The 25,134-nt window shown below is 67.9% G+C and carries 18 protein-coding genes; 8 read left to right on the top strand and 10 right to left on the bottom strand.

The window, feature by feature from the left end; genetic code table 11:
* Positions 1 to 133 precede the first annotated feature (133 nt).
* The 5 genes from G3M57_RS08625 to G3M57_RS08605 form a co-directional block, all read right to left on the bottom strand.
* On the bottom strand, positions 134 to 3,187 hold the full coding sequence (locus G3M57_RS08625) for a DUF4982 domain-containing protein (protein WP_163229962.1): 3,054 nt from the start codon (positions 3,185 to 3,187) through the stop codon (positions 134 to 136).
* A 259-nt stretch (positions 3,188 to 3,446) separates the two neighbouring features.
* On the bottom strand, positions 3,447 to 4,298 hold the full coding sequence (locus G3M57_RS08620) for a rhamnogalacturonan acetylesterase (RefSeq protein WP_056759679.1): 852 nt from the start codon (positions 4,296 to 4,298) through the stop codon (positions 3,447 to 3,449).
* The gene (gene lldD, locus G3M57_RS08615; RefSeq protein ID WP_056759681.1) at positions 4,295 to 5,437 is read right to left on the bottom strand and encodes an FMN-dependent L-lactate dehydrogenase LldD; all 1,143 of its coding nucleotides are present in this window, start codon (positions 5,435 to 5,437) and stop codon (positions 4,295 to 4,297) included. Before lldD ends, G3M57_RS08620 begins: the two co-directional genes overlap by 4 nt.
* Positions 5,438 to 5,441: 4 nt before the next feature.
* Positions 5,442 to 6,203: an L-rhamnose 1-dehydrogenase Lra1 gene (lra1, locus tag G3M57_RS08610; RefSeq protein WP_056759683.1), complete on the bottom strand. Its 762-nt coding sequence runs from the start codon at positions 6,201 to 6,203 to the stop codon at positions 5,442 to 5,444.
* 32 nt (positions 6,204 to 6,235) lie between these two features.
* A complete protein-coding gene (locus tag G3M57_RS08605; protein WP_230983926.1) occupies positions 6,236 to 7,036 on the bottom strand; it encodes an IclR family transcriptional regulator in 801 nt (266 codons plus the stop codon).
* A 263-nt stretch (positions 7,037 to 7,299) separates the two neighbouring features.
* On the opposite strand from G3M57_RS08605, the gene rhmD reads away from it, so the two are divergent.
* The 8 genes from rhmD to G3M57_RS08565 all read left to right on the top strand — a co-directional run bounded on the left by rhmD (position 7,300) and on the right by G3M57_RS08565 (position 18,283).
* Positions 7,300 to 8,478: an L-rhamnonate dehydratase gene (rhmD, locus tag G3M57_RS08600; protein ID WP_056759691.1), complete on the top strand. Its 1,179-nt coding sequence runs from the start codon at positions 7,300 to 7,302 to the stop codon at positions 8,476 to 8,478.
* A 21-nt stretch (positions 8,479 to 8,499) separates the two neighbouring features.
* The gene (locus G3M57_RS08595) at positions 8,500 to 9,363 is read left to right on the top strand and encodes a 2,4-didehydro-3-deoxy-L-rhamnonate hydrolase (protein WP_056759693.1); all 864 of its coding nucleotides are present in this window, start codon (positions 8,500 to 8,502) and stop codon (positions 9,361 to 9,363) included.
* Positions 9,360 to 10,121 (top strand): SDR family NAD(P)-dependent oxidoreductase, encoded by a 762-nt coding sequence (locus tag G3M57_RS08590; RefSeq protein WP_163229960.1) that lies wholly within the window; start codon positions 9,360 to 9,362, stop codon positions 10,119 to 10,121. Before G3M57_RS08595 ends, G3M57_RS08590 begins: the two co-directional genes overlap by 4 nt.
* 28 nt (positions 10,122 to 10,149) lie before the next feature.
* Positions 10,150 to 11,064 (top strand): amidohydrolase family protein, encoded by a 915-nt coding sequence (locus G3M57_RS08585; RefSeq protein WP_056752352.1) that lies wholly within the window; start codon positions 10,150 to 10,152, stop codon positions 11,062 to 11,064.
* Between the two features lie 32 nt (positions 11,065 to 11,096).
* Positions 11,097 to 11,429 carry an L-rhamnose mutarotase gene (gene rhaM, locus G3M57_RS08580; RefSeq protein WP_028041357.1) on the top strand — a complete coding sequence of 111 codons (333 nt, stop codon included), beginning with the start codon at positions 11,097 to 11,099 and terminating at the stop codon, positions 11,427 to 11,429.
* Between the two features lie 152 nt (positions 11,430 to 11,581).
* Positions 11,582 to 15,352 carry a beta-galactosidase gene (locus G3M57_RS08575; protein ID WP_056752355.1) on the top strand — a complete coding sequence of 1,257 codons (3,771 nt, stop codon included), beginning with the start codon at positions 11,582 to 11,584 and terminating at the stop codon, positions 15,350 to 15,352.
* A gap of 48 nt (positions 15,353 to 15,400) precedes the next feature.
* Entirely contained in the window at positions 15,401 to 16,510 is a 1,110-nt protein-coding gene (gene bglB / locus G3M57_RS08570; RefSeq protein ID WP_056752357.1) for a beta-galactosidase BglB, read from the top strand.
* Positions 16,511 to 16,687: 177 nt separating this feature from the next.
* Positions 16,688 to 18,283 carry an MFS transporter gene (locus tag G3M57_RS08565; RefSeq protein WP_056752361.1) on the top strand — a complete coding sequence of 532 codons (1,596 nt, stop codon included), beginning with the start codon at positions 16,688 to 16,690 and terminating at the stop codon, positions 18,281 to 18,283.
* A gap of 57 nt (positions 18,284 to 18,340) precedes the next feature.
* Here G3M57_RS08565 and G3M57_RS08560 read toward each other — a convergent pair whose 3' ends face one another.
* From G3M57_RS08560 to G3M57_RS08540, 5 genes are all read right to left on the bottom strand, one after another.
* A complete protein-coding gene (locus G3M57_RS08560; protein WP_230983925.1) occupies positions 18,341 to 18,679 on the bottom strand; it encodes a YciI family protein in 339 nt (112 codons plus the stop codon).
* A gap of 194 nt (positions 18,680 to 18,873) precedes the next feature.
* On the bottom strand, positions 18,874 to 20,439 hold the full coding sequence (locus tag G3M57_RS08555; RefSeq protein ID WP_082564459.1) for an alpha-N-arabinofuranosidase: 1,566 nt from the start codon (positions 20,437 to 20,439) through the stop codon (positions 18,874 to 18,876).
* A gap of 52 nt (positions 20,440 to 20,491) precedes the next feature.
* Complete coding sequence (locus G3M57_RS08550; RefSeq protein ID WP_056752367.1) at positions 20,492 to 22,294, bottom strand: IlvD/Edd family dehydratase; 1,803 nt, start codon at positions 22,292 to 22,294, stop codon at positions 20,492 to 20,494.
* 455 nt (positions 22,295 to 22,749) lie between these two features.
* Positions 22,750 to 24,180 carry a family 43 glycosylhydrolase gene (locus G3M57_RS08545; RefSeq protein WP_082564460.1) on the bottom strand — a complete coding sequence of 477 codons (1,431 nt, stop codon included), beginning with the start codon at positions 24,178 to 24,180 and terminating at the stop codon, positions 22,750 to 22,752.
* 14 nt (positions 24,181 to 24,194) lie between these two features.
* Complete coding sequence (locus G3M57_RS08540) at positions 24,195 to 24,947, bottom strand: FadR/GntR family transcriptional regulator (protein ID WP_056752370.1); 753 nt, start codon at positions 24,945 to 24,947, stop codon at positions 24,195 to 24,197.
* Between the last annotated feature and the right edge of the window lie 187 nt (positions 24,948 to 25,134).

Raw genomic sequence — 25,134 nt, 5'->3', positions numbered from 1 at the left:
GTGTCGGCGCAGCCGACGGAGGGGGGAGTGATCGGCAGACGACCACAACCTGGATCGGCGATCCTAATACTCCCCCCACGATCGCTACGCGATCGCCTCCCCCATAGGGAGAGGATCTTGGGGCCAGCGCCAATCAAGGCCGCCGATAAAGCTCAGCCTCGATGATCCCCAGACCGCCGCCGGCCGCCACCTTCTCGGCGCCGGTGTCGAGGCCGGCCTTGGCGCCGGTGATTTCGACGATCTTGCCGAACGCGTCGCGGTCGACGGTCGGGCCGGTCAGGGCGATGCGCAGCCTGCGGCCCTTCACCGGCTTCAGCGGCAGGGTGACATAGCCCAGGCTCTTGGCCGGCGCGCCCTCATAGACGGCGACGCCATCGACGGTGATGCGCAGCGGATACGAGCGCAGGCGCCAGCCGATCAGCTTCAGCACCACCTCGTCGACCACCTGGGGCTTGTCCAGCTGGTACTCGATCCAGGCGTTGGCCAGCTGGCCGTCGCTAGCCCAGTGGGTCGTCTCGTCGTCGTCGTCGGCCAGGCCGACCGCTTCCTGGTTGGAGCCAGCCACCGTGGCGACCGGCCTGATGGCCACGCGGCGGACCTTGAACGAAGGCGTCGTCGGCGTCGGGCCCCGCGCCAGGCTGACCGGCAGGAGCGGCTCGACCGCCGGCGGCGGCGCGACGTCCAGCGTCACGGTCGCCGGCTTCAACCCTTCGGCCCGCGCCGTCACCGTGACCTTGCCGGGCTCCAGGGTGGATCGCAGGGCCACGCGATTGATCCCCGCCTCGACCGGCAGGGTCCGGGAGAGGATGTAGTTGTCGTCGCGGCGCGAAGCGCCGGCGTAGGAGGTCACGCCGTCGACCGTGTGCGCGCCGGTGACGACGTCGCCCGTGGGCGAGGCCGGGGCCTGCGTCGGCTTGACCCCGCCCTTGGAGTCGCCCTGGGCGATGCCGCCGCGCCATTCGGCCGGGCCGACGACGTCGAAACTCACCAGGTCCAGGGCGGTCGGCACGCGCCGGCCTTCCACGTCCACCGCCTCGACATCGACCAGAGCCAGGTCGGCGGCGTCGGCCCGCCAGCCGGTCGGACCCACGTGCGGCGTCAGGCGCAGGGCCACGGCCGGGCCGGTGGTGACGCGCTCGTCCGACGACACGACCTTGCCGGCGGCGTCGCGGCCGACCGCCCGCAGCGTCCCTGGCGCCCAGGCCACGGTCTTGAAGGTGAAACGGAAGCCGTCCGACTTCACGCCCTGGCCTAGAGACTTGCCGTTCAGCAGCAGTTCGACCCTGTCGGCGCTGGAGACCACCAGCACGTCCTTGGTCGCGCCCGGCGCGTAGTTCCAGTGGCCGATGATGTGGCTGCGCGGACGCCCGACGTCGACCCAGCCGTCCCACATCACCTGGTGAGCATAGAAGCCTTCCTTGGGCAGGCGCATGGCGTCGACCTCGCCGCTGCGGCGGTAGTTGTTGTCGCCGCGGAAGTGGGTGTTGCTGTCGGAGAAGATGATGTTGACCCCGCCCGAGCTGACGCGGTCGCCGCCGCCGGGCCGTTCGCGCCAGTAGTCGAACCAGCGGCGCACGTCCTCGGCGGCGTGGCTGTCCTGGTTGCGGTTGTAGTCGGGACTGTCCTTGTGGAAGGGCGGGGTGAAGTCGTCCTGGAATTTCCGCGCCGCCTCGTCGCGGGAATATTCCATGGCCCAGACCGGCTTGGTCCCGCTCTTGTTGATGTACAGCATCTCGCCGCCGTACTCGGCCACCTTGCTGGCCAGCATCTCGCGCGAGCCGATGGCGCGGCCGCCGTGCGGGTCGAACTGGTCGCGGACCGCCTTCAGCTCGGCCATGTGCGCGTCGCTGATGTTCTCGTTGCCGCCCTCGTAGAACAGGATCGAGGGGTTGTTGCGGAAGCGGACGATGGCGTCGCGCATCACCTCGACCCGCTGCTCCCAGCGACGGCCGGTGACGTCGCTCTCGGCGTCGCCGGCCGGCATGGCCTGGAGCAGGCCCACGCGATCGGCCGACTCGACGTCCTGGGCGGCCGGGGCGATGTGCATCCAGCGCACCAGGTTGCCGCCGCTCTCGACCATCAGGGCGTTGGAGAAGTCGCTGATCCACGGCGGGATGTCGGTCCCCAGCGCCGGCCATTCATTGCTGGTGCGCTGGGCGTAGCCGTGCACCTGCATGACCCGGCCGTTGAGGAAGATCATCCCGTTCCTGAACTGCGTCTTGCGAAAGCCCGTGCGGGTGACGACCGCGTCGACGCTGGCGCCGTTCTCCACCAGTTCGGTTGTCACCGCGTAGAGATAGCCGTAGCCCCAGCTCCAGAACTTCAGGCCCTTCAACGGCGCCTGGGCCGAGACGCTCCGGGTCTCGCCAGCGGCCAGGGTGACGGTAGGTCCATCGAACGCGCCGGCCGGCTTGCCGTCGACGTCCTTGAGGGTCACGCGATAGCGGAACGTACGCGGCCGGTCGGAGGCGTTGCGCACCTGCGACTCGGCGTGGATCGTCGCCCCCCCGCCCTTGATGTCGAACGCGTCGGCCCAGACATAGACGCCGGTCGTGCCCAGGCTGGAATACAGCGGCAGGGTCTGGTGCAGGCCATCCGTCAGGACCAGCCGCACCGCCCGGTGGATCCCGCCGTAATTGACGTTGAAATTGTCGTTGTTCCACTGGAAGCCGCTGCCCGTGGCGCGCTCCTTGTACTTCCAGTCGCTGTCGACCCGCACGGCCACCACGTTGACGTACGGAGTCGGCTTGAGCGCCTTCGTCGCGTCGACGCCGAAGGCCGTGACGCCGTTCTCATGGCCGCCGACCAGGACGCCGTTGACATAGACGTCGCCAGCCTGGCGCACGCCCTCGAAAGTAAGGAAGGCCTTGCCGCCGACCGCCGGTCCGACGCCTGACGGCAGGACGAAGCGCTTGCGATACCAGGTGATCCCGCCTTTCAGGTCGTGGATGTCGACCTTGAAGGCCTCGTCCTCGTTCCAGGCGCGCGGCAGGGTGACGGGCTTCCAGGCCGCGTCGTCGAAGTCGGGCCGCTCAGCCCCGGCGATCTCGCCGGTGGCCAGGCGCCAGCCATCGTTGAACGGCCTGTCGATCCGGGAAGCGGCGGCGGCCGGGCTCGCCCGCAGCACCGAAAGGCACAGGGCGGCGCACAGCCCGCGCATGATCAACCCCGAAAGGATGCGCCGCATCGATCTGCCTCCGATTGGCCAGGCCACTTCAGGCCTTTCGCCACCTGTGGCTTGACACCCGGTCGACTGTCAAGATATTCTCATTATATCGAATGATATTCCACATTGTGGAATGTCAGGCGTAGGTCTTGGACTTCTGTCCATTCCTCCTCACACACGACTCGCCCGTTCTTCCCCCCATCCGGGCCAGCGGGGCGCCGCAAGGCGCTCCGCTTTTCTTTTGCCGTTCGCCGGGATGAGCGGGTCGAACGGAGGGGCCCTACCGCCCCGGGCAGCGCGGACCGCCGAGGATCGGCTGGTCGCCGGTCGAGGCCGGATGGACATAGGTGGAGACGGGCAGCTTCAAGAACGCCAGGCGGCCAGCCACCAGCGAGGCGGCCAAGCGCGCCCCGCCCTCGTTGATGTGGGTGGTGTCGGTGTTGCCGTTCGGATAGCGGGCGACGCCGTCCTGCGGCGTGTAGATCAGATAGAAGCCGCGCGACCCGGCCTCGCCCCGCGCCTGCTGGGCGCCCATCATGTCAACGTCCAGGTCGATCAGCGGCGCGCCCGTGGCCCTGGCCACGTCACGGACCGCCTGGGCGTAGGCGCCGTGGGTCTCCTGAACCCGGTCGCCGAGGAAGACGTGCTTGGCGATCGGCGTCATCAGCACCGGCTGGCCGCCCTTGGCCCGCACGTCGGCGACGAAGCGGGTCAGGTTGTCGGTATAGGCGCCCTTGGGGTCGGTGAAGCGGACGATCTTCACCCGATCGGCGTCGTTGTGGCCGAACTGGATCAGCACGGTGTCGCCCGGCTTCAGCTTGTCGAGCAGGCCCGTCCACAGCCCCTCTTCGATAAAGGTCTTGGTCGAGCGACCGCCGCGCGCCAGGTTCACCACCTCGACGCGGGGATCCAGCGAGCACTTCAGCACCATGCCCCAGCCCATCTGCGGATAGGCGGAAGGCCCGTAGTTGGCGGCGGTGGAGTCGCTGGCGATCAGGATGCGGGCGAGCGGCGCGGCCATCGGCGCGGGCGGCGGCACGTCGGTCAGATCGGGCCTGGGCGCGCCTGGCGCCGAGGGCGCGGCCTGGGCCAGCGCCAGGGCGGCGGCCAGGACCAACGCGGCGACGCTCACCGGTCGACCTTGGCCAGGATGGAGCGGTCGATCTCGCCCAGGCTGTTGACACCGGTCAGGGCCATGGCCACCCGCATCTCCTTCTCGATCAGGTCCAGCAGCTGGCTGACCCCCGGCCCGCCCCGCGCGGCCAGGGCGTAGATGAAGGCCCGGCCCAGCAGCACGCCCTTGGCGCCCAGGGCCAGCATCCGCACAACGTCCAGACCCGAGCGCACGCCGCTGTCGGCCAGCACGGTCAGGCGATCACCCACCGCCTCGGCGATGTCGGGCAGGGCGCGGGCCGAGGACAGGACCCCGTCCAGTTGCCGGCCGCCGTGGTTGGAGACCACGATGCCGTCGGCGCCGATGTCGGCGGCGGCCTTGGCGTCCTCGGGATCCAGCACGCCCTTGATGATCAGCGGGCCCTTCCATTGGTCACGGATCCAGTCCAGATCCTTCCACTGGATCGAGGGATCGAAATTGGCCCCCAGCCAGCCCATGAAGTCCTCGAGGCCGGAATTGGCGCCCAGCACCGGGGCGACATTGCCCAGGGTGTGGGGTCGGCCCATGACGCCGACGTCCCAGGCCCACGACGGCTTGAACACCGCCTGCACCAGGCGCCGCGCCGCGGCGTTGGGACCGCTCATGCCCGAATGGGCGTCGCGGTAGCGGGCGCCGGGCACCGGCATGTCGACGGTGAACACCAGGGCCGTGGCCCCGGCGTCGGCGGCCTTAGCCAGCAGGTCGCGCATGAAGGCCCGGTCGCGCAGCACGTAGAGCTGGAACCAGATCGGCGCGGGGCTGGCCTTGGACACCTCGGCCAAGTCGCAGACCGAGACGGTCGACAGGCAGAACGGCACGCCCTTGGCGGCCGCGGCCTTGGCCGCCTGGCACTCGCCGCGGCGGGCGTACATGCCCGTCAGCCCTACCGGCGCCAGGGCGACCGGCAGGGCCTGGTAATGGCCGAACAGGGTGGTCGACAGATCGACCTGCGAGACGTCCTTCAGCACCCGCTGGCGCAGGGACAGGTCGGCTAGGTCCGAGACGTTGCGAGCCAGGGTCCGCTCGGCATAGGCGCCGCCGTCGATATAGTCGAACAGGAAGCGCGGCAGCTTGCGCCGCGCCGCCTCGCGGAAGTCGGTGGTGGAGGAGACGATCACGGCGCTACTGCAGGTTCACGAAGGCGCCGCCGTCGACCAGCAGGGCCGCCCCGGTCACGTACTTGGCCAGGTCCGAGGCCAGGAAGACGATCGGTCCGGCCAGGTCGTCGGGCTCGCCCAGGCGACCCAGCGGAATGCGGCCGGCCATGTATTCGCGCTTGGCCACGTCGGCCAGGTCTTCCTTGTTGATCGCCGTCTCGATGGTGCCCGGCAGCACCGAGTTGCAGCGGATGCCGTACTTGCCGAGCGCAATGGCCGTCGACTGCATCAGGCTGTGCACGCCGGCCTTGGTCGGGGTGTAGTGGGTCTGCATGCCGCCGCCGACCAGGGCGCTGATCGAGCTGACGGCGATGATCGCCCCGCCCTGGCCCTGCTTGACCATCTGGTTGGCCGCGGCCTGCACCATGTAATAGGCGCCGAACAGGTTGACCTTCATGGTCCGCTCCATGACCTCGGGCGGCATGTCGAGGAAGGCGTGGAACGGGCAGATGCCGGCGTTGTTGACGAAGACGTCCACCTTGCCGAACGCCTCGACGGCGGCCTGTACGAAGGACGTCGCCGTCTCGACCTGGGCCACGTCGCCCTTGACGGCGATGGCGCGGCGGCCCAGGGCCTCGATCTGGGCGACGGCGTCGGCCGCACCGGCCTCGTCGGAGTGGTAGTTGATCGCCACGTCGGCGCCGTGCCGGGCGCAGCCGATGGCGGCGGCCTTGCCGATCCCCTGCGAGGCGCCGGTCACCAGCACCACCTTGTCCTTCAGAAGCATCGTTCCTCCACTCTCACGCTTGGACAGACCGCCTATCGCTTGGCGGACGTCCGCTTCTCGTTCCATCCCAGCTCGACGCTGATGGCGTTGGCGCAGTTGCGCACGTCGTCGGTCAGCGTCGACATGCGGTCGTCGTCCATGTATTGCGCCGCGCCCGAGACGCTGATCGCCGCGACGATCTGGCCGCTGGGCCCGCGGATCGGGGCGGCCACGCAGCGGATGCGGTCCTCGTTCTCCTCAAGGTCGAAGGCCACGCCGCGCTTGGCGTAGTCCTTCATCCAGGCGATCCACTGCTCTTCGTCGGGGCCGTGCTCCGAGCGCGGGCCTTCCTTGCGATAGAGTTCGCGCCAGCGTTCCTCGGTGTCGTCCAGCACCAGGGCCTTGCCCAGGCCGGTCGAGCGGATCGGCTGACGGTCGCCGACGCGCGAGCTGATGTTGATCCGGCGGCGGCCAGTCAGCTTGTCCAGATAGTGGGCGCGGTCGTCTTCCAGCACCCCCAGGTGGACGGTGTCCTCCAGCTCTTCCCACAGCTTCTCCAGGTGCGGGCGGGCCAGGCGCGGCAGGTCCATCTGCTGGCCGGCCAGGTAGCCCAGCTCCAGCAACTTGGAGCCCAGGCTGTAGCCTTCGCGCGGGGTCTGGGCCAGCAGCCGGCGCTCGACCAGGGCCGTGGCCAGGCGGTGAGTCGTGCTGCGGGTCAGGCCCAGGCGCTGGGCCAGGGCGGGCAGGCCGATGGTGCCCGAGTCCGCGACCACGTCGAGCAGGTCCAGGCCCCGAAACAGCGTCTGGCTGCCGCTGGGCGCCTTGGCTCCGGAACTGTCTTCCTTGGCTGCCACTGAGGCTCCCCTTGACGCGTCACGTTTCATTTTGTAGCACTCTCTCTCATAATATGGTACCTAGCGCAAGCGGCGAAGGCGACGATCCGGTCTCCGAAAGTCAGGGCGCGCCACCGTGTCATACGACGTCCCGGGGAGGTAGGCGCGACCTTTGAAGGTCTCGCCAAGCATGTCGAAGGCCTTTGCCTCACGATACGCCCTCCTCTTCCTTTAAGTTGATCGCTTCCTTTCAGGAAGTGCTTGGGCTGGAGCTGGTTTTTCCCATGCCGTTTCCCCTTATCCGGCAAGTTCGAGCCTATGTCGTGCGCGGCGGCGGAGCCGACTATCACGACCAGGGTGAAGGTCACTGGATCGACGACCACATCGCCACGCCGATGTCGCGCTATCCGGAATACCGCCAGAGCCGCCAGAGCTTCGGCATCAACGTGCTGGGCACCCTGGTCGTCGAGATCGAGGCCGCCGACGGCACGGTCGGCTTCGCGGTGACCACCGGCGGCGAGCCCGCCGCCTACATCGTCGAAAAGCACCTGGCCCGCTTCCTCGAAGGCCGCGATCCCACCGAGATCGAGAAGATCTGGGATCAGATGTACTTCTCCACCCAGTATTACGGCCGCAAGGGCCTGGTGGTGAACGCCCTGTCCGGCGTCGACCTGGCGCTGTGGGACCTGCTGGGCAAGCTGCGCGGCGAGCCGGTCTATCACCTGCTGGGCGGCAAGGTCCGCGACGAGCTGACCTTCTACGCCACCGGCGCGCGGCCCGACCTGGCCCAGAAGATGGGCTTCATCGGCGGCAAGATGCCCCTGCACCACGGCCCGGCCGAGGGCGAGGAAGGCCTGCGCAAGAACCTCGAAGAACTGGCCACCATGCGCGAGCGCACGGGCGAGGACTTCTGGCTGATGTTCGACTGCTGGATGGCGCTGGACCTGAACTACGCCACCAAGCTGGCCCACAAGGCCCATGAGTATGGCCTGAAATGGATCGAGGAAGCCCTGAGCCCCGACGACTACTGGGGCTATCGCGACCTGAAGAAGAACGCCCCCAAGGGCATGCTGGTCACCACCGGCGAGCACGAGGCCACCCGCTGGGGCTTCCGCATGCTGCTGGAGATGGAGTGCTGCGACATCATCCAGCCCGACGTCGGCTGGTGCGGCGGCATGACCGAACTGGTCAAGATCTCCAACCTCGCCGACAGCCGCGGCGTGCTGTGCATCCCGCACGGGTCGAGCGTCTACAGCTACCACTTCGTGGTCACCCGCCATAACAGCCCGTTCGCCGAGTTCCTGATGATGGCCCCCAAGGCCGACGAGGTGGTGCCGATGTTCCACCCGCAGCTGATCGGCGAGCCCGTGCCGGTGAACGGCAAGCTGAAACTCTCCGACGCCCCCGGCTTCGGCGTCGAACTCAATCGCGAGGTCGGTCTGCACCGGCCTTACGCCCGCTGATCCTCCCGAAAGACTAGAGCCATGAAACTCCTGCGTTACGGCCCGCGCGGCGCCGAAAAGCCCGGTCTCCTCGACGCCGAGGGCCAGATCCGCGACCTGTCGGGCCACGTGGCCGACATCACCGGCGCGGCGCTGTCGCCCGAGGGCCTGGCCAAGCTGGCCGCTATCGACCCGGCCACCCTGCCGGTGGTCGAGGGCTCGCCCCGCTACGGCGTGCCGGTGGGCAGCGTCGGCAAGTTCCTGGCCATCGGCCTGAACTTCGCCGACCACGCCAAGGAGGCCGGCCTGGAGCCGCCGCCCGAGCCGATCTTCTTCACCAAGGCGACCTCGTGCCTGAACGGCCCGAACGACGACGTGATGCTGCCCAAGGACGCCCTGAAGGGTGACTGGGAGGTCGAGCTGGGCGTGGTGATCGGCAAGCGCGCCCGCTATGTCGAGCAGGCGCAGGCCCTGGACTACGTCGCCGGCTACGTGCTGGTGAACGACGTCTCCGAGCGCGCCTTCCAGAAGGAGCTGGGCTCGCAGTGGGACAAGGGCAAGGGCTGCGACACCTTCGGTCCGGTCGGCCCGTGGCTGGTCACCTCGGACGAGGTCGGCGACTGCCAGGACCTGGACATGTGGCTGGACCTGAACGGCAAGCGTATGCAGACCGGCAACACCAAGACCATGATCTTCGGCGTCGCCGAACTGATCGCCTATATGAGCCGCTTCGTCACCCTGGAGCCGGGCGACATTCTCACGACGGGCACGCCGCCCGGCGTCGGCGAGGGCCAGAAGCCCGAGAAGATCTTCCTAAAGGCCGGTGACGTGATGGAGCTGGGCATCGAGAAGCTCGGCGCCCAGCGCCAGACGGTGATTGCCTGGACCAAGGAAGGCGTCGCGTGAGCGCCTACGCCAATTCCTATCTTGGCCGCTTCTCCGGCCGCACGGCGGTGGTCACCGGCGGAGCCTCGGGCCTGGGCAAGGCCGTGGCCGCGCGGATCGTCGCCGAGGGCGGCCAGGTCTCGCTCTGGGACCTGGACGCCGAGGGCCTGAAGGCCGCCGCCGCCGAGGTCGGGGCGGCCCACACCGTGGCCCTGGACGTCTCCGATGAGGCCGCGGTCCTGGCCGCCGGCCAGGCCGCCCACCAGGCCCTGGGCCGCATCGACGTGCTGGTCGCCTCGGCCGGCATCACCGGCGCGACGGCTCCGGTCCACGACTATCCCACCGACAGCTGGAAGCGGGTCTTCGACATCAACGTCAACGGCGTCTTCTACTGCTGCAAGGCCGTGGCCCCGTTCATGCTGGCCAACGGCTATGGCCGCATCGTCAACGTCGCCTCGGTGGCCGGCAAGGAAGGCAATCCCAACGCCGGCGCCTATTCGGCCTCGAAAGCCGCGGTGATCGGCCTGACCAAGTCCCTGGCCAAGGAACTGGCCACCCAGGGCGTGATCGCCAACAGCCTGACCCCGGCCACCTTCGAAAGCCCGATCCTGGAGCAGCTGCCCCCCAGCCAGGTCGAGTACATGAAGGGCAAGATCCCCATGGGCCGCCTGGGCGAGGTGCACGAAAGCGCCGCCATGGTCTGCTTCATGGCGTCCGAGGAATGCAGCTTCACCACCGGCGCCACCTTCGACACCTCCGGCGGCCGCACCACGTTCTAGGGCCAAACCTTTGGGAGAAACGGGAGCGATGACCTATCTCGGCCCGATCATCGACCCGCACATGCACCTGTGGGACCTGGACCGGCACTATTACAGCTGGCTCCAGGACAGGCCGCTGCCGAACAACCCGGCCGGCGACATGTCGCCGATCGCCTACAAGTCCTATGGGCTGGACGACTACCTGGCCGACACGGCCGGGTGGAACCTCGTCCAGACCGTCCACGTCGAGTGCGGCCTGCCGCCCAAGGACCAGCTGTCGGAGACGGACTGGCTGCAGGGCCTGGCCGACACCCGCGGGGTGATCGGCGGCATCGTGGCCGGCGCCAACCTGGACGATCCGCGCGTCGAGCCCCTGCTCGAGGCCCAGGCGGCGCGGGCCAATGTTCGCGGGGTGCGCCAGATCGTCAACTGGCACAAGGACCCGGCCAAGACCTACGGCCCGACCGACCTGCTGCTGAGCGACGCCTGGCGGGCCGGCTACGCCCTGCTGGCCAGGTACGGCCTGTCGTTCGACCTGCAGCTCTATCCGTCGCAGATGGCGACCGCCGCCGCCCTGGCCGCCGCCCATCCGGACATCCCGGCGATCGTCAATCACGCCGGCATGCCCACCGACCGCGACGAGGCCGGCCTGGCCGCCTGGCGCGAGGGCCTGGCGCTTTTGGCGCAGCTGCCCAACGTCGCTTGCAAGATCTCCGGCCTGGCGATGATCGACCGCGCCTGGACCGTCGACAGCCTGCGGCCGTTCGTGCTGCAGGTCATCGAGACCTTCGGCCCCGCCCGCTGCATGTTCGCCAGCAACTTCCCGGTCGAGAAGGTGCACGGCTCGTTCGGCGACTTCTACGCCGCCTATGACGCGATCACCGCCGATTTCGGCCAGGCCGAGCGCGACCAGATGTTCGCCGGAACGGCCAGTCGGATCTACCGCCTGCCGCCGACGACCTGACCAACGACAAAAGCAAGAAACGGGAGGACACGATGAGCAACCACCAGGACCGGCCCCTCGCCTTCCGCATGCAGCTCAAGCCCGGCGTCGCCGCTGAATACGAGCGCCGCCACGACGACCTGTGGCCCGACCTCGCCGAGGCGCTGCGCAAGGCCGGGATCCACGACTATTCGATCTTCCTGGACGAGCAGACGATGAGCCTGTTCGCGGTGCTGCGCCTGCGCCCCGACAACACCAAGGACGCCCTGCCGCTGGAGCCGGTGATGAAGCGCTGGTGGGACTACATGGCCGACCTGATGGAGGTCCATCCGGACAACAAGCCCGTCGAATGGCCGCTGAAGCCCGTCTTCTATTTCGAGGGCTGAAGATGATCCGCCCGCCCCTTCACGCCGTCGCGAAAACCTCGTCCTTCGACAAGCTCAGGATGAGGTTTTCGACTGCGAGGCCTGTGAATGGACCTCATCCTGAGCTTGTCGAAGGACGAGGGCCACGCGGGGCGCTCGTCGGTCGATGCGCCTTGGGCCTTTCGCTCGCCCTGCTGGCCACCACCGCCTTTGTAGAACCCGTCCGGGCCGAGCCCGCGCGCTACACGATGACGGCGTTCACCAACGCCAGCCAATCGAACATGAGCGTCTACGACTCGGCCGACGGCACGCGCTTCACCTTGAAGAAGCCACTGGCCTACACCCCGCCCAAGGGCCTGATCCGCGATCCCAGCGTGATGAAGCACACCGACGGCTGGTACTATGTCGCCTACACCACCGGCTGGACCGGGAACACCATCGGCCTGGCCCGCAGCCAGAACCTGACCGACTGGACCTTCTTGCGCGACGTGACGATCGACGTGCCCGGGGCGACCAACAGCTGGGCGCCGGAATGGTTCGTCGAGCAGGATGGCGCGATCAGCCTGATCCTGTCGGTCTCGACCACCAGCATCGCCGGCCAGTTCCAGCCCTACCGGATCACCGCCACCGACGCCTCGCTGGCGACCTGGTCCGCGCCCAAGCCGCTAAGCGGCCTGGGTCCCAACTTCATCGACACCTTCGTGGTGCGCGAGGGCGGGCTCTACAACGCCTTCGCCAAGAACGAGACCAGCAAGTTCATCGAGCTGTGGACCGCCCCTTCGCTGGACGGTCCCTGGCAGGCCAAGGGAACCGGCGACTGGGCCGGCTGGGGCAAGGGCGTCGAAGGCCCCGCCATGGTCCGGACTCCCGACGGCGGCTGGCGGATCTATTTCGACGAATATTCGGCCAAGCGCTACTGGTACAGCGACAGCCACGATGGATTTCGGAGTTGGACGCCCAAGACCGAGCTGCCGGAGCTGTCGGGCACAGTGCGCCACTTCACGGTGCTGAAGGAAGGCGGCGACCAGGCGGTCGCGGCCAAGCCGGCGCCAGCTCACCAGATCACCTGGGACAAGTACTCGCTGAAGGTCGACGGCGAGCGGGTCTTCTCGTGGGGCGGCGAGTTCCACCCGTTCCGCGTGCCCAGCCCGGACCTGTGGCGCGACATCCTCCAGAAGATGAAGGCCAGCGGCTACAACACCGTCGCCATCTATTTCGACTGGGGCTACCACTCGCCCAAACAGGGGGTCTACGACTTCAACGGCGTGCGCGACATGGACCGCGTGCTGACCATGGCCAAGGAGGAAGGCCTCTACGTCATCACCCGCGCTGGGCCCTATGTGAACGCCGAGCTGACCCGGGGCGGCTTCCCCGGCTGGATGGTCAACCAGCAGGCCCGGGCCCGCACCGACGCGCCGGAATACGTCGCCGCCGCCGACGAGTGGCTGACCCGGATCAACGCCGTGATCGCCCGCCACCAGCTGACCACCGGCCAGGGCACGGTGATCGCCCACCAGATCGAGAACGAGCTGGACGTGGTCGGCGCCCCGCAGCAGCGCTACATGCGGTGGCTGGACGACAAGGCCAAGGCCGACGGGATCACCGTCCCGATCTTCCACAACGACAAGGGCCGCAACGGCTACTGGGTCCCCAAGGACTCCAAGGTCCCCGGCACGGTCGAAGGGCCCAACGACCTCTATGCCTTCGACGGCTATCCCGGCGGCAGCTGCAAGGTCGACTCCACCCCGTCCAGCCCCGGCGTCGCGCCGGACTGGGGGCTGTACGGTCCCGGCGGGGCCAAGGGCGGCGCCTCGGCCAGCCCCAACACCCCCGGCTTCGCGGCGGAGTTCGGCGGCGGCTGGTTCGACTACTGGGGCAGCAACGGCGACTACGACTGCACCGCCCAGCATCGCGGCGTCGGCTACCAGCGGGTGTTCTACGGCACGAACATCGCCAACGGCCTGACGATCCAGAGCTTCTACATGACCTATGGCGGGACCAGCTGGGGCTGGCTGCCGGGCCCGGTGGTGTTCACGTCCTACGACTACGGCTCGGCGATCGACGAGGCCCGCGGCCTGCGCGACAAGGCGCGGGTGATGAAGCAGATGGGCGAGTTCATCGCCGCCGTGCCCGACCTGCGCCGCATGGACAAGGGCGAGGCCGTCAAGCCAGCCAATGACAAGGTCCGCGTCTATCACAACGTCAACGCCGAGACGGGCAGCCACCTCTATGTGGTGGTCCACAACCCCAGCAGCGGCGTGAGCGACGAGGCCTTCACCTTCCAGGTCAAGACCCGCGACGGCGAGTACGAGGTGGCCTCGCGGATCAAGGGCCAGGACAGCAAGATGCTGATGGCCAGCTACGACTTGGGCGGCCAGCGGCTGGTCTATTCGACGTCCGAGATCCAGACGCACCTGAAGTGGAACGACGGCGACCTGGCCCTGTTGTACGGCCGGGCCGGCGAGGCGGGCGAGACGGTGCTGCGCTACGCCTCGGCGCCGAAGGTCGAGGTCCTGGAGGGCGAGGTCGCCTCCAGCTTCGACGCCGCCAAGGGCGACCTGAAGCTGACCTACGCCCACGGGGGCGTCCAAGGGGGCCTGGCCCGCGTGCGGATCACCGGCGGCGGGCGTCCGCCGCTGACCCTGCTGCTGGCCGACGCCGAGACCGGCCAGACCTTCTGGCGCCGCGACGCCCTGCTGGTGCGCGGCCCGGGCCTAGTGCGGAGCGACGCCGTCAAGGGCGGCGTGCTCAGCCTGACCGGCGACACCGAGACCGCCAGCCCGCTGGAGGTCTTCGCGCCCAAGGCCGTGACCGCCCTTCGCTGGAACGGCGCCAAGGTCGCGGTCAAGGCCACCGCGTCGGGCAGCCTGCTGGCCGACAAGCCGCTGGCCGGTCCGGCGGCGATCACCGTGCCCGACCTGGCCAGGCTGGACTGGAAGACCGCCCCGGGCTCGCCGGAAGCCGATCCGAAATTCGACGACGCCGCCTGGCTGAAGACCGAGGGCCGCCGTAGCGGCTCGACCGTGCGCGGTCCTACGGGCCAACCGGTCCTGGACATGAGCGCCTACGGCTTCCACCAGGGCGACGTCTGGTATCGCGGCCGCTACCAGGGCAAGCCCGACATCGACACCCTGACCCTGCACTACGGCGGCGGCGGGGCGGGCATGCTGCAGGTCTGGCTGGACGGCCGGTTCCTGGGCCAGCACGAGCTGGACGGCGCCCTGCCCCGCCCGATCACCACCGGGGTTGCCACCTTCAAGCTGCCGGAAGATCTGCGCGGGACCGGCGAGCACGTGATCTCGGTGATGGTCCGCAACAACGGTCACAACTGGGACCTGGACGCCGACGATTTCCACAAGGAGGCCCGGGGCCTGGTCTCGGCCTCGCTGTCGGGTCCGAGCAGCTACAGTTTCGCCGTGCCGATCGCCTGGAAGATCCAGGGCAACCTTGGCGGCGAGGACATCCAGGACCCGGTGCGCGGCAACGCCAACAACGGCGGCCAGTACGGCGAACGGATGGGCTGGCACCTGCCCGGTTTCCCCGACGCGGAATGGGCCAAGGCCGACATGGCCGCGACCAAGTCCACCGCCGGCACGACCTGGTACCGCACCAGCTTCGACCTGGACCTGCCCAAGGACCAGGACACCACCCTGGGCCTGACCATCGGCGATCCGAACACGCCGCGCTCGCCGGGCCGCTACCGGGTGCTGATCTTCGTCAATGGCTGGAACATGGGCCAGTTCATCGCCCATGTCGGCCCGCAGCGGACCTTCGTCCTGCCGACTGGAATCGTCGACCTGCATGGCAAAAACACCCTCGCCCTGGCGGTGACCAGCGACGGCGCGCCCGGCGACGCCCTGGAGACCGTCAAGCTCGTCACCCTGCGCACCGTACGCGGCGGCATTCCCGTCGCCTGCGTTCCCGCGCCCGACTTCAAACCCTGACCGGACGCTCCCCCGTCTGCGCCTGAAAAGACTTCCAAGGAGACTATCGTGCCCAATCTCGCCCACGGCCTCGAGGCCAAGGACATCAAGGCCAAGATCGCCCTGCTGATCAGCAACCTGGTCGACATCCAGGACGAGACCGGCGAGTTCCTGCTGCGCCTCGACGACGGCCGTGTCATCGACACCAAGGGCTGGAACGACTGGGAATGGACCCACGGCGTGGGCCTGTACGGCCTGTGGAAGCAGTACGAGATGACCGCCGATCCGCGGGCCTTCGAGATCATGACGCAGTGGTTCGCCGACCGCTTCGAGGCCGGCACCCCGACCAAGAACATCAACACGGTCTCGCCGTTCCTGACCCTGGCCTACCTGTACGAGGCCACCGGCGACCACACCTACCTGCCCTACCTCGAAACCTGGGCCGACTACGTGATGTACGAGGGTCCGCGCACCGAGGAAGGCGGCTTCCAGCACATCGTCTTCAACAGCGAGAACCCCCAGCAGCTGTGGGACGATACGCTGATGATGAGCGTCCTGCCCCTGGCCAAGATCGGCCTCTTGCTAGGCCGCGACGACTTCGTCGAAGAGGCCAAGCGCCAGTTCATGGTGCACATCAAGTACCTGGCCGACCGCAAGACCGGCATGTGGTTCCATGGCTGGACCTTCGAGGGCCGGCATAACTTCGCCGACGCCCTGTGGGCCCGCGGCAACTGCTGGGTGACGATCGCCATCCCGGAGTTCATCGAGCTCTTGGACCTGAAGCCCGGCGACGCGCTGCGCGACTTCCTGATCGACACCCTGGAAGCCCAGATCAAGGCCCTGGCCCGCTACCAGGACGCCGAGACCGGCCTGTGGCACACCCTGGTCGACGACAAGACCTCGTACCTGGAGGCCTCGGCCACGGCCGGTTTCGCCTACGGCGTGCTGAAGGCCGTGCGCAAGCGCTACATCGGCCGCGAGTATCAGGAGATGGGGATCAAGGCGCTGAAGGGCGTGCTGGCCAATATCGACGATAAGGGCGAACTGCAGCAGGTGTCGTTCGGGACCCCGGTGTTCGACACCCTGCAGGGCTACAAGGACATCCCCCTGACCTCGATGCCGTACGGCCAGTCCCTGGCCATCCTGGCCCTGGGCGAGTTCCAGCGCGCGTTTATCTAAGGCTCCAACTCGGTGCGTGGCCCTCATCCTTCGACAAGCTCAGGATGAGGACCAGAGCCCAGATTCCGGCAATAGAAAACCTCATCCTGAGCTTGTCGAAGGACGAGGTTTTCGCCCCAGCCGCCGAACAACGAACAAGGGGCGCCAAGCCCTCGCCTCCAAGGGAATGACACGCAGATGGCGACGCCGGAACTCCGCACACCCACCTGGATCAACTACTGGGGCTGGGGTTCCGGCGACATGCTGGGGGCCGGCGCCCAGGCGGTGATCACCGGCTGGCTGGCCTATTTCTTCATCACCTTCTGCGGCCTGTCGCCGGTCGAGACCGGCCTGATCCTGGGCCTGCCGCGCCTGCTTGAAGCGATCACCTGCCCGCTGATCGGCTACATCTCCGACAACCTGCGCCACACCTGGGTCGGGCGGAAGATCGGCCGGCGCAAGATCTTCCTGATCCTGACCATCCCGCTGCTGCCCAGCTTCGCCCTGATCTTCGTCACCGGCCAGACGTTCGCCTACTACCTGACCACCTTCGTCTTCTTCGAGTTCCTCTACACGATGTTCCTGATCCCGTGGGAAACCCTCGCGGCGGAGATGACCAAGGACTACGGCAAGAAGGCCAAGTTCGCCGGCGCGCGGATGCTGGTCGCCCAGAGCTCGGCGATCCTGGCCTCCTACCTGCCAACCCTGATCATCAGCCATTTCGGCGGCAAGGACTCGCCCGGCACCTTCCTGATCATGGCGGCGATCTTCGGCGTCCTGTTCAGCCTGGTGGTGCTTCTGGTCGTCCTGCTGACCTGGGAGCGGCCCTATACCGAGGCGGAAAAGCTGATCCAGCCCGAGCCGATGGACTGGAAGCGGGCGGCGCTGATCCCGGTCAACATGTTCCGCGACCTGTTCTCGACCCTGCGCATCAAGGCCTTCCGCCAGCACCTCAGCCTCTATCTGGGCGGCTACATCAGCCAAGACATCTTCAACACCGCCTTTCCCCTGTTCGTGGCGACGGTGATGATGGGCGCGACCCTGGTGATCTCGCAGCTGATGACCACCATGTACGTCGCCCAGCTGGTCTCGGTGATGATCGCCATCAACGTGGTCATCCGCACCGGGCCGACCGCCGCCTATCGCATGGCCATCAGCTTCGTTGGCGCGGCCCTGCTGCTGTTCCTGACCTTCTACCTGATCCGGCCGGCCGGCTTCGCCGAGGGCTTGGCGGCCCTCGGCGGCGACACGTTCGCGGCCTTCATCCCGACCAGCGCCGCCTTCAATCCGATGGTGGCGTTCTGGCTGTTCGTCCCGATCGTCCTGGCGGGTCTGGGACGCGGGACGCTGAACTTCGTGCCCTGGAGCGTCTACAACTACCTGCCTGATGTCGACGAGGCCGTGACCGGCCAGCGCCGCGAGGGCATCTTCGCCGGGGTGATGACCTTCGTGCGCAAGATCGCCCAGTCTGGGGCCATCGTCGTGACCACCTCGCTGATCGGTCTGGGCGGCTATGTCTCGGCCGACAAGGCCCATCCCGGCGTCGCGGTGGTCCAGACTCCGGAAGCCGTACGCGCCGTGGTGCTGGTGATGGTCGGCGGCCCGATCCTGGTCATGCTGTGGGGCCTGGTGGTTTCCTGGTCGTTCCGCCTCAACGCCCGCACCCACGAAGTGCTGATCCACGAGGTCGAGCGTCTGCGGGCCGGCGAGACCCAGGCCGAGAGCCCGGAGTCGAAGGCCATCGTCGAGAACCTGACCGGGTGGAAGTTCGAGCGGCTGTGGGGGCGCGGTTAGCCATCCGCCGAGCCGTCGTCCCGGCCTTGGCGTTCAGACCGGGATGACGGCTCGAAACTACTCCTGCCCCGGGATCGGCAGCTGCTCCATGATCTCCACCGAGTCCCCCGGGAAGATCGCGAAGTGGGGATGGTTCTCGAACAGCTGCGCCGCCGCCTCGTGCGACTCCGCCTGCACGACGACGTAGCCGGCGACCTTGTTGCGGATGTCGCTTACACCGTCCTTGCCCGTCTTCTTGGTCTTGCCCAGCGGCCCGCCGGTCACGAGGACCTGGCCGGCGTGATCGGTCATCCACTGGCCCCAGGCGGCCATGCCCTTGTCGATGGTGGACGGGTCCAGCGAGCTTGGATCCACGGGCGCGTCGGACCCCATGTAGAGGGCCAGGAACGTCTTCATCGCCATTTCCTCCTCAGGCTGTTTAGAGCGCAGCGACCATAGCCCATTTCGCTCCAGCCTTACGCCTCGGAAGAAACGCCAAGGGCTCCGCGGATCCCTGTCCGGATCCGCGGAGCCCGCCCGGCCTTGGCCGGAACAGTCATGGCGCAAGCCGGGGACATGCCCATGGGCATGTCCCCGGCTCGGTCTCGACCCTAGTTGAGGTCCAGCACCACCACCGACTTGCTCGGCAGGGTCGCGGTCAGCACGTCGCCCTTGATCGAGGCGTTGGTAAAGGCCGCCGGCTTGACGAGGTTGGGCGCGTCAAAGGTGTTGTGGGCCGCCATGGTCGAGGCCGTCAGCACCCGGCCCTTGGCCGCCTTGCCGGCCACGCCCGTGAGCTTGATCGTCACGGTCGCCGACTTGTTCGGATCCACGTTGACCAGCGCCAGGTGCACCACGCCCGCCGTGTCCCGGGCCGCCGAGGCGCTGACCGCCGGGACGCTGGACTTGCCTAGCGTGTAGTTCGGGCTGCTGATCTCCAGCGGCAGCGAGGTCGCGCCCTGGAACGGCTTGTAGAGGTCGTAGACCCAGTAGGTCGGGGTCAGGACCATCTTTTCCTTGTCGGTTAGGATCATCGCCTGCAGCACGTTGACCATCTGGGCGATGGCGGTCAGCCGCACCCGGTCGGCGTGCTTGTGGAAGATGTTCAGGTTCACGCCGGCCACCACCGCGTCGCGCATGGTGTTCTGCTGGTAGAGGAAGCCTGGGTTGGTGCCCGGCTCGACATTGTGCCAGATGCCCCATTCGTCGACATAGAGCCCGACCTTCTTCTCGGGATCGTACTTGTCCATGATGGCGCTGTGCTTGGTGACAAGCTCTTCCATCCTCATGGTCGAGACCATGGTGTCGGCCCACAGCTGCTCATTGAACTCCGTCGCCGAGCCCTTGTCCTTCCAGCTGCCGGTGGGGATCGTGTAGTAGTGCAGGCTCAACGCGTTCATGTTGTTGGCCGCGCCGGCCATCAGGGTCTCGGTCCAGGCGTAGTCTTCGGCGTTGGGGCCGCTGGCCACTTTGACGGTGTTGGTCCCGGCCGGCACGCGCACGAACTCAGCGAAGTTGCGATAGAGATTGGTGTAGTGGGCCGCCGTCATCTGGCCGCCGCAGCCCCAGTTCTCGTTGCCGACCCCGAAGAAGTCGAGCTTCCAGGGCTTGTCGCGGCCGTTGGCGCGGCGCTGGTTGGCGATCGTCGACTTGGTCGGCGAGACCATGTACTCGACCCACTCGGCCATTTCCTGCGGCGTGCCGCTGCCGACATTGCCGGCGACATAGGTCTTGGCGCCGATCAGTTCGGCGAAGTCCATGAACTCGTTGGTGCCGAAGCTGTTGGGCTCCTCGACGCCGCCCCACATCACATTGACCTTGGTCGGGCGCTTGTCGCGCGGGCCGATCCCCTCGCGCCAGTGATAGTCATCGGCGAAGCAGCCGCCCGGCCAGCGGACCACGGGCACGTGGATCTGCTTCAGGGCCGCGACCACGTCGTTGCGATAGCCCTTGGTGTTGGGGATCTTGCTGTCCTCCCCAACCCACACGCCCTCATAGATGCCCCGGCCCAGGTGCTCGGCGAACTGGCCGTAGACTTCCGGCTGGATCACCGCGCCGGGCTGGTCGGCGCGCAGGGCGCCGGTGACAGCGGTTTGGGCGAGGGCGGCTCCGGCCGTCGCCAGCGCAGCAGTGGCAAGGCCCGCGACGAGCGCGTGCTTCAGCGTGGTCAGCTTCACGATATTCTCCCTAGGGTCGCCGTTGGTCGGCGCTTGTCTTCGGTGGATTGGCTCAGTGGTTGTCGCGCGGCAGGCCCTTGGTCTGGGCGATGCGCTGGTATTTGACCGCCGGCTCCAGCACCGCCCCGGTCTCCATCTGGCCGACGATGGCCCGCTGGATCTCCTGCCAGGGCGTCTGGCTTTCCGGATAGGCGTAGCCGCCGGCCGCCTCGAGCGCCTTGCGCCGCGCGACGATCTCTTCGGGCGTGACCAGCACGTCGACCCGCGACTTGCGCAGGTCCACCCGCACGCGGTCGCCGGTCTTCAGCAGGGCCAGGCCGCCGCCGGCCGCCGCCTCGGGCGAGGCGTTGAGGATCGAGGGCGAGCCGGACGTGCCCGACTGGCGCCCGTCGCCGATGCACGGCAGCTGATGGATCCCGCGCTTGATCAGGTAGTCGGGGGCCCGCATGTTCACGACCTCGGCCGCGCCGGGATAGCCGATCGGCCCGGCCCCGCGCATGAACAGCACGCTGCGCTCGGTGATGCCCAGCGCCGGATCGTCGATCCGGTGGTGGTAGTCCTCGGGGCCGTCGAACACCACGGCCTCGCCGTCGAAGGCGTCCGGATCGTTCGGGTCCGACAGGTAGCGGTCGCGGAATTCCTTGGTGATCACGCTGGTCTTCATGATCGCCGAATTGAACAGGTTGCCGCGCATGACCACGAAGCCGGCGCGCTCGACCAGCGGCTTGTCGAACGGACGGATCACCGCCTCGTCCTCGATGGTCGCGCCGCGGCAGGCCTCGCCGATGGTCTTGCCCGAAACGGTCAGGGCGTCCTCGCGGATCAGCCCCTGGCCCATCAGCTGGTTGACGACGGCGGGCACGCCGCCGGCGTGGTAGTAGTCCTCGCCGAGATATTCACCGGCCGGCTGCAGGTTGACCAGCAGCGGCACCTCCTCGCCGTAGGTCTGCCAGTCGTCGACCGAGAGCTCCACGCCCATGTGGCGGGCCAGGCCGTTCAGGTGAATGGGGGCGTTGGTCGAGCCGCCGATCGCCGAATTGACGACGATGGCGTTCAGGAAGGCGTCGCGGGTCAGGATGTCGGACGGCTTGATGTCCTGTTCCACCAGCTCGACGATCCGCAGGCCGGTCTCATAGGCGTTCTGCTGCCGGTCGCGGTAAGGCGCGGGGATGGCGGCCGAGCCGGTCAGCGACATGCCCAGCGCTTCCGTCAGCGAGTTCATGGTCGTGGCCGTGCCCATGGTGTTGCAATAGCCGGTCGACGGGGCCGAGCTGGCCACCAGCTTGATGAAGCCGGCGCGATCGATTTCACCGGCCGCCAGCATCTCGCGGGCCTTCCAGACGATGGTGCCCGAGCCCGTCCGCTGGCCCTTGTGCCAGCCGTTCAGCATCGGCCCCACCGACAGGGCGATGGCCGGGATGTTGACCGTCGCGGCGGCCATCAGGCAGGCGGGCGTCGTCTTGTCGCAGCCGATGGTCAGGACCACGCCGTCGATCGGATAGCCGTACAGGGTCTCGACCAGGCCCAGATAGGACAGGTTGCGGTCCAGGCCCGCGGTCGGACGCTTGCCGGTTTCCTGGATCGGGTGGACCGGAAATTCCAGGGCGATGCCGCCGGCGGTGCGGATGCCTTCACGGATCCGCTCGGCCAGCACCAAGTGATGACGGTTGCAGGGCGACAGGTCGCTGCCGGTCTGGGCGATGCCGATGATCGGCTTGCCCGACTGCAGTTCTTCCAGCGACAGGCCGAAGTTCAGGTAGCGCTCAAGGTACAGCGCCGTCATGTCCGCGTTGTCGGGATTGTCGAACCAGGCGCGCGAACGAAGGGCGCGGGGCGGAACGGCGGCAGAGCTCATGACAGTCCTTGATAAGGCGGCCCCTGCTGGGAGAGGGGGCCTTGGGTCGGCGACGGCGGGAGGGCTTGACGGGACGTCAGGAGGATTGTCCGCCACCCGGGCGGAGCGACCGACATCCCGCTCGTTTCACTCCTGTTCATTTGTCTGACTATACCGCTCGAGACGCGGCGTCAATGTGAGAGCTGCGCTGCCCCGCACCCGCAAGAAACCGGGTCTTCTAATTGAACGGATAAGGAAATCGTTCGCTGGCAGTTGTCCGACGATAGATTGACGGGAAGCCTTTGGGGATACGAAAAAATCCGTTCGTCACGGACCGGCGCATGCCGCGTACGGCGCCTTTCCGGCGAGGTTTGGCCGCAGCGCTTCAGCCTTCGGGGAAAACACGGACGCCGATTCCCACGGCTTCCGGCGTGGCGGCGCTGGAGAGAGCGCCGAGCAGGTCCCCTTCGGCTGATTCAGCTGACGATGAAGGTCGCGCTGGCCCTGTCGCGGGCGTCCTTGGCCGGCCCGACCACGATCGCGCCGTCGCGGTGGCGCAGATAGCCCCCGCCCGGCGCCAGGGCTGCGAACGAAACCCCTCGCCCGGCCAGTCCGCGAACCTTGCGAAAGCCGCTCCGCGTCGGGTCCCGCAGCGCGGGAGCCAGCACCACTCCACCATCCGCCGTGGCCTGCAGCCCTTGGCCCGGCTTGAGAATCGGCTCCAGGACCACCGCGCCGGCGGCCCCGGCCTTCTGGCGGAACTGCGTGGTCGCCAGCGGGCCGTCGCCGACGGTCAGCCGCGTCCCGTCCAGGCGAAGATAAGCGCCCGGCCGATCCAACGGCGCGAATCGGTCGGGGATCTCGCCAGCCCCGACGGGCACGCCGAAGTCGGGCGCGCCGTCCGGATGGTAGTAGAGCCGCTGCACCCGGGTGTGGCGGTTCGGATCGAACAGCGGGTCGCCCTGGATGGTCTTATAGTCGCGGCCGTGGAAGACCAGCACGTCGCGACCCTGCTCGTCGACGGTGAAGGAATTGTGGCCCGGCCCGTAGACGCCGGTCTCCTCCGACGAGACGAAGACCGGAACCTGGGATTTGCTCCAGGCGTCCGCCGACATCAGGTCGGCGTCGGCGTTCGCCATCAGCAGGCCCAGGCAGTAGCGAGCGTCGGTGGCGCTGGCCGAATAGGCGATGAACACCCGGCCGTTGCGCGCCAGGAAGGCCGGGGCCTCGTTGACCTTGTAGCCCTCGATCTCCCACGGCAGGGTCGGGACGGTCAGGCGGACCGGCGGGCAGGCCAGGGTGGTCGGTGTCGCCAGAGGCGCCAGGTACAGGTTGCTGTTCGTCGCGATCCCGGGCTCCTGCTGCGCCCAGCACAGATAGCGCACGCCGCGGTGGCTGAAGACGGTGGAGTCCAGCGTGAAGGTGTCCCACGGCGTCTGCAGTTGGCCCAACAGCTCCCAGCGGCCGGTCAGGGCGTCGCGGTCCAGGCAGCGCAGGACGTAGGTGCGGATGTGGAACGGCTCGCCCGCATCGCCGGCCGCGAAATACATGTGCCAGCGTCCGTCGATCTGGTGCAGTTCCGGCGCCCAGATATAGCCGCCTAGCTTGCCCTGGGCAGGGCGTCGCCAGATCACCGCCTCCTGCGCGGTCGCCAGACCGGCCAGGGTGCGGGCGCGGCGCAGGACCAGCCGGTCATATTCGGGAACCGAGGCGGTCATGTAGTAGTCGCCGTCGCGGTGGCGGAACACCTGGGCGTCGGCCCGTTGTCGCACCAGCGGATTGCGAGCGACCTCGCTGGAGCCTTTGGCCTGGGCGCTAGCCGCGGACGGCGCGACGACGCCGCCCAGCACCGCCGCACCGGCGCCAGCCATCACCGCGCGCCGCGACGACGGGAAATCGAAACTCATCGGAGGTCTCCGGCTCAGTCCTTCGGCTCGATCGCCGCCCGGGTGTCTTCCAGGGCCAGACCGACCAGCTTTTCCATCGCCTGTCGCGCCTGGTCGGGCCGGGCGGCGGCGATGGCGTCGAACACCTTCCAGTGGTCGGGCATCGGGTCGCGCGGCAACTCGCGCTTGCGCTGCTTGAAGATCGTGGTCCAGCGCACCGCCGCGCCGATGCTGCTGGACAGGGTGAACAGCGGGGCGTTGCCCGTCGCCTCCAGCACGGTGTCGTGGAAGTCGCGGTCTGCGGCCTGGCCCGCGTCGGTGGCCAGGGTCTGGCTCTCCATCTGGATCAGCGCCTTGCGCATGCGCTCCAGCTGGCTGTCGTTGCGACGCTCGGCGGCCAGGGCCGCGGCCGCGGGCTCGACGATCATTCGCAGTTCGTACAGCCCCTTGAGGAACTCCTCGCTGGGCTCGGATTCGAAGAACCAGGCCAGCACCTCGGGGTCCAGCAGGCTCCAGCGGTTGCGCTCGGTGACGCGGGTGCCGGTCTTGGGACGGCTCTCGACCAGCCCCTTGGCGGCCAGGATGCGGATGGCTTCGCGATAGGCGCTGCGCGAAACGTGCAGTTGTTCGCTGGAGTCGATCTCGTTGTTGAGGATGTCGCCAGGCGCGTATTGGCCTGAGACGATGGCCACGCCCAGGGTGCGGGCGATCGAGCCGTGAATCCGGCTATTGGCCAGCCCGTCGCGCGCGAACTCCCCGTCCCCAGCCTTGTCCTTCTTCTTCCGCACGCGCGCTTCACTCCCTGCCCGTCGACGGACGGAGCCCCCGTCCGTCCGCCTATCCGGCGCAGCGGACACTAACGAGACTGTTCATGCGACGACAAGGGATTTCGCAGGCGGCCACCGAACCCGCAGCCAAATTACACGCTCAAAAGTACGATGATTGCCAAACCCCGACGTGGCGCGGGTTTGCGCC

Source organism: Caulobacter rhizosphaerae, assembly GCF_010977555.1.
Taxonomy (GTDB): domain Bacteria; phylum Pseudomonadota; class Alphaproteobacteria; order Caulobacterales; family Caulobacteraceae; genus Caulobacter; species Caulobacter rhizosphaerae.
Note: the sequence above shows the minus strand (reverse complement) of the source record. Positions and strands in the feature narration are given on the sequence as shown.